The organism is uncultured Caulobacter sp., assembly GCF_937900395.1.
In the GTDB taxonomy this organism is placed as follows: Bacteria; Pseudomonadota; Alphaproteobacteria; order Caulobacterales; family Caulobacteraceae; genus Caulobacter.
Genome location: NZ_CALCDX010000008.1, coordinates 1 through 4,522, shown reverse-complemented (window position 1 = coordinate 4,522; position 4,522 = coordinate 1). Strand labels below are relative to the sequence as shown.

The 4,522-nt window shown below is 69.0% G+C and carries 4 protein-coding genes; 3 read left to right on the top strand and 1 reads right to left on the bottom strand.

Going from position 1 to position 4,522, the window contains the following annotated elements; genetic code table 11:
* Positions 1–835 (bottom strand): aminotransferase class III-fold pyridoxal phosphate-dependent enzyme (locus Q0379_RS00490; protein ID WP_299002964.1); only part of this gene is annotated, 835 nt, incomplete at its 3' end.
* A 176-nt stretch (positions 836–1,011) separates the two neighbouring features.
* Here Q0379_RS00490 and Q0379_RS00485 point away from each other — a divergent pair.
* The 3 genes from Q0379_RS00485 to Q0379_RS00475 all read left to right on the top strand — a co-directional run.
* Complete coding sequence (locus Q0379_RS00485; protein WP_299002969.1) at positions 1,012–1,683, top strand: GntR family transcriptional regulator; 672 nt, start codon at positions 1,012–1,014, stop codon at positions 1,681–1,683.
* 58 nt (positions 1,684–1,741) lie between these two features.
* Positions 1,742–3,232 (top strand): aldehyde dehydrogenase, encoded by a 1,491-nt coding sequence (locus Q0379_RS00480; protein ID WP_299002961.1) that lies wholly within the window; start codon positions 1,742–1,744, stop codon positions 3,230–3,232.
* The coding region (locus tag Q0379_RS00475) for an NAD-dependent succinate-semialdehyde dehydrogenase (RefSeq protein WP_299002959.1) at positions 3,229–4,522 on the top strand (1,294 nt) is incomplete at its 3' end. The genes Q0379_RS00480 and Q0379_RS00475, both read left to right, overlap by 4 nt.

The window sequence follows — 4,522 nt, the reverse complement described above, 5'->3', positions numbered from 1 at the left end:
TGGCCATGCAGATCAGGTCGGGCGTGACGCCGAAGCGGTCGGCGGCGAACGGGGCTGAGACGCGGCCGAAGCCCGTGATCACCTCGTCGAAGATCAGCAGGATGTCGTGCTTGTCGCAGATCGCCCGCAGGCGCTCCAGATACCCCTTCGGCGGGATCAGTACGCCGGTCGATCCGGCCACCGGCTCGACGATCACCGCGGCGATGTTGGAGGCGTCGTGCAGGGCGACGATCTTTTCCAGGTCGTCGGCCAGGTGCGCGCCGTGCTCCGGCTGGCCCTTGGCGAACTGGTTGCCCGGCAGGCCGTGGGTGTGGGGCAGGTGGTCGACGCCGGTCAGCAGCGAGCCGAAGTACATCCGGTTCTTGGGAATGCCGCCGACCGAGATGCCGCCGAAGCCGACGCCGTGATAGCCGCGCTCGCGTCCGATCAGTCGGGTCTTGGTCCCCTTGCCCCGGGCGCGGTGGTAGGCCAGGGCGATCTTCAGCGCCGTGTCGACCGACTCCGAGCCGCTGTTGGTGAAGAAGATGCGGTCCAGGCCCTTGGGCGTGATCTGCGCCAGGCGCGAGGCGAACTGGAAGGCCAGCGGGTGGCCCATGTTGAAGCAGGGCGCGTAGTCCATCTCGGCCGCCTGCTTCTGGATCGCCTCGCGGATCCTCGGGCGATCGTGGCCGGCGTTGACGCACCAGAGGCCCGAGGTCGCGTCCAGCACCTCGCGCCCCTCGGGCGTGCGGTACCACATGCCGCTGGCCGAGGAGAGCATCCGGGGGTGCGCCTTGAACCGCCGGTTCGGCGTGAACGGCATCCAGAAGGCGTCGAGATCGTTGGCGCTGGACATGGCGGGGTGCTCCATCCGGGTCTTGCATTGTGATCGCAATTGCGCCCCTCTCGTAAAGAGCCCTTCTTCATCCGACCTCCCCGGCGAATGCCGGGGCCCAGATGAAACCATGGGACGCTCAGGCTGAATCTGGGTCCCGGCATTCGCCGGGAAGGTCGGGGGAGGGAGGTGAGATGATCAAAGCCCACAGACCCCTCGCCGACTCCCAGGCCGTGCACGACCAGGTGTACGAGGCGATCCGGCGGGCGCTGATCACCGGCCGCATCGCGCCGGGCAAGGGCGTGTCCCTGCGCAGCCTGGCCGCTGAACTCGGCGTCTCGCCCATGCCGGTGCGCGACGCCGTGCGGCGGCTGGCGGCCGAGCGGGCCCTGGCGATCAACCCGGCCAACAAGCGCCTGTCCGTGCCCTCCCTGACCGCCGACCGGCTTGAGCAGCTCTCGTTGGCGCGGCTTTGGGTCGAGCCGGAGCTGGCGGCGCGGGCGGCGCTGAACGCCGACGCCAGTCTCGTCCGCCAGCTGCAGGCCATCGACGCCGACGTAGACGAGGCCCTGCGGCTGGGCGACGTCGACCGCTACATGACCGCCAACCACGCCTTCCACTTCGCGATCTACGAACGGGCGGGGGCCGAGGTGCTGGAGGCCATGGCCGGGGGGCTGTGGCTTCAGGTCGGGCCGTTCATGCGGGTGGTGTTCGGGCGGGTCGGGGCCGACGGCCTGGCCGCCGACCGCCACGCCGAGGCGATCGCCGCGCTCAAGGCCAAGGATCCCGACGGCGCCCGCCGCGCCATCGCCGCTGATCTTTCCGAAGGCATGGACAAGATGCGCGCCGCCGTGGAGGCCATCGCGTGAGCGGCCGGCTTGACAGCGCTCAAGCTCGCGCGAACTGTGATCACAATAAGAGGGATCAATGACCCTGCCCGCCGATATCGCCGAGCGCCTGGCGCGTCTTGCTCTTCCGAGCCAGGCGGTGATCGACGGCGCGCTGGTCGACGCGATCTCGGGCGAGACCTTCGACAACGTCTCGCCGCGCGACGGCAAGCTGCTGAACCAGGTCGCGGCCTGCCAGAAGGAGGACGTGGCCCAGGCGGTGTTCGCCGCTCGCACGGCCTTCGAGGACGGCCGCTGGCGCGACCAGGGTCCGCGCGCCAAGAAGGCGGTGCTGTTCCGCCTGGCCGAGCTGATGGAGCGCGACGCCGACGAGCTGGCCCTCTTGGAAAGCCTCGACGTCGGCAAGCCGATCAGCGACGCCCGCAACGTCGACGTGCCCCTCGCGATCAACACCTGTCGCTGGTACGCGGAGGCGCTGGACAAGATCTATGGCGAGGTCGGGGCCTCACCGGTCGATCGGCTGAGCTACGCCGTCCACGAGCCGCTGGGCGTGATCGGGGCGATCGTGCCGTGGAACTTCCCGCTGCACATGGCGATGTGGAAGGTCGCCCCGGCCCTGGCCATGGGCAATTCGGTGGTGCTCAAGCCCGCCGAGGAGTCGCCGCTGACGGCCCTGAAGCTGGGCGCCCTGGCCCTGGAGTCCGGGCTCCCGGCCGGGGTCCTGAACGTCGTTCCCGGTCCCGGCGCGGTCACCGGCGAGGCCTTGGCCCTGTCGATGGACGTCGACATGATCGCCTTCACAGGCTCAGGACCCGTCGGCCGCAAGCTGATGGAGTATTCGGCCCGCTCGAACCTGAAGCGCATCTCGCTAGAGCTGGGCGGCAAGTCGCCCCAGATCGTCTTCGCCGACTGCCCAGACCTGGAGGCCGCCGCCCAGGCCGCCGCCTGGGGCGTGTTCTATAACCAGGGCGAGGTGTGCACCGCCGCCTCGCGCCTCTTGGTCGAGGCCTCGATCAAGGAGGCCTTCGTCGAGCGGGTGGCCGAGGTCGCCAAGGGCATGAAGGTCGGCGATCCGCTGGACCCCTCGACCCAGTTCGGCGCCATGGTCAGCGAGCGGCAGATGAACACCGCCCTGGGCTACATCGCCATCGCCGGCACGCAAGGCGCGCGGCGGGTGCTGGGCGGCGGCCAGGTGCTGAAGGAGACCGGCGGCTTCTATGTCGAGCCGACCATCTTCGACCGCCTGCAGCCCAGCCACGCCCTGGCCCGCGAGGAGGTGTTCGGCCCGGTGCTGGGGGTGATGAGCTTCACGACCGAGGACGAGGCGATCGCTCTGGCCAACGACACCGTCTATGGCCTGGCCGCCGGTCTTTGGACGTCCGACGTCAACCGCGCCCTGCGCGGGGCGCGGCGGCTGAAGGCGGGGCTGGTCTGGGTCAACGGCTGGGACGCTTGCGACATCACCATGCCGTTCGGGGGCTTCAAGCAGTCCGGCTTTGGCCGTGACCGCAGCCTTCATGCGTTGCACAAATACGCCGACCTGAAGTCGGTGTCCGTGACGCTGAGGTGACCCCCATGACCACGCTCAATCTCGTTGAAACCGAAGCCTTCATCGACGGCCTTTGGGTCCAGGGCGACAAGACCTTCGACGTGCTCAATCCGGCCGACGGGACGGTGATCGCCAAGGTCGCCGACCTGGGGCCCGACGAGACGAAACTGGCGATCGACGCGGCCCATCGCGCCTTCCCGGCTTGGGCCGCGCGGACGGCCAAGGAGCGCGGGGCGATCCTGCGCAAGTGGAGCGACCTGATGCTCGCCCACGCCGACGACCTGGCGCGGCTGATGACGGCCGAGCAGGGCAAACCCTTGGCCGAGGCCAAGGGCGAGGTCGCCTACGGCGCGGCGTTCATCGACTGGTTCGCCGACGAGGCCAAGCGCGCCTACGGCCACACCATCCCGACCCCGATGCCGGGCAAGCGCCTGGCCTCGATCAAGCAGCCGGTCGGGGTGTGCGCGGCCATCGCGCCGTGGAACTTCCCGATCGCCATGATCACCCGCAAGGTCGGGCCGGCTCTGGCCTCGGGTTGCACGGTGGTGGTCAAGCCGGCGGCCGAGACGCCGCTGTGCGCCCTGGCCATCGCGCGCCTGGCGATCGAGGCGGGCGTGCCGGCCGGCGTTCTGAACGTGGTGACGACCACCAACTCCAGCGCCGTCGGCAAGACGCTGTGCGAGGACAGCCGGGTTCGGAAGCTGTCGTTCACCGGCTCCACCCCGATCGGCAAGGTGCTGTACCAGCAGTGCGCCGGCACGATGAAGAAGCTCTCGCTGGAGCTGGGCGGCAACGCGCCCTTCATCGTCTTCGACGACGCCGATCTGGAGGCCGCCGTCGACGGCGCCATCGCCTCCAAGTACCGCAACGCCGGCCAGACCTGCGTCTGCGCCAACCGCCTCCTGGTGCAGTCGGGCATCCACGACGCCTTCGCTGCGCGGCTAAGCGAAAAGGTCGCCGCACTGAAGGTTGGCAACGGCATGACCGAAGGTGTGCAAATCGGTCCGCTGATAAACGCAAAGGCGCTGCGGAAAGTCGGAGACCTCGTAAACGAAGCGATCCTCGGGGGCGCGGAGGTGACGGTCGGTGGTGGAGACGATCCTTACAATACGGAGCGGTTCTTCAGTCCTACGGTGCTCGTCAATGTCACGCCAGCCATGCGCATCTTCCAGGAGGAGATCTTCGGGCCGGTCGCCCCGATCGTGAAGTTCGAGACCGAGGCCGAGGCGGTCGAACTGGCCAACGCCACGCCCTTTGGCTTGGCGGCCTATTTCTACAGCCGCGACGTCGGCCGCTGCTGGCGCGTGGCCG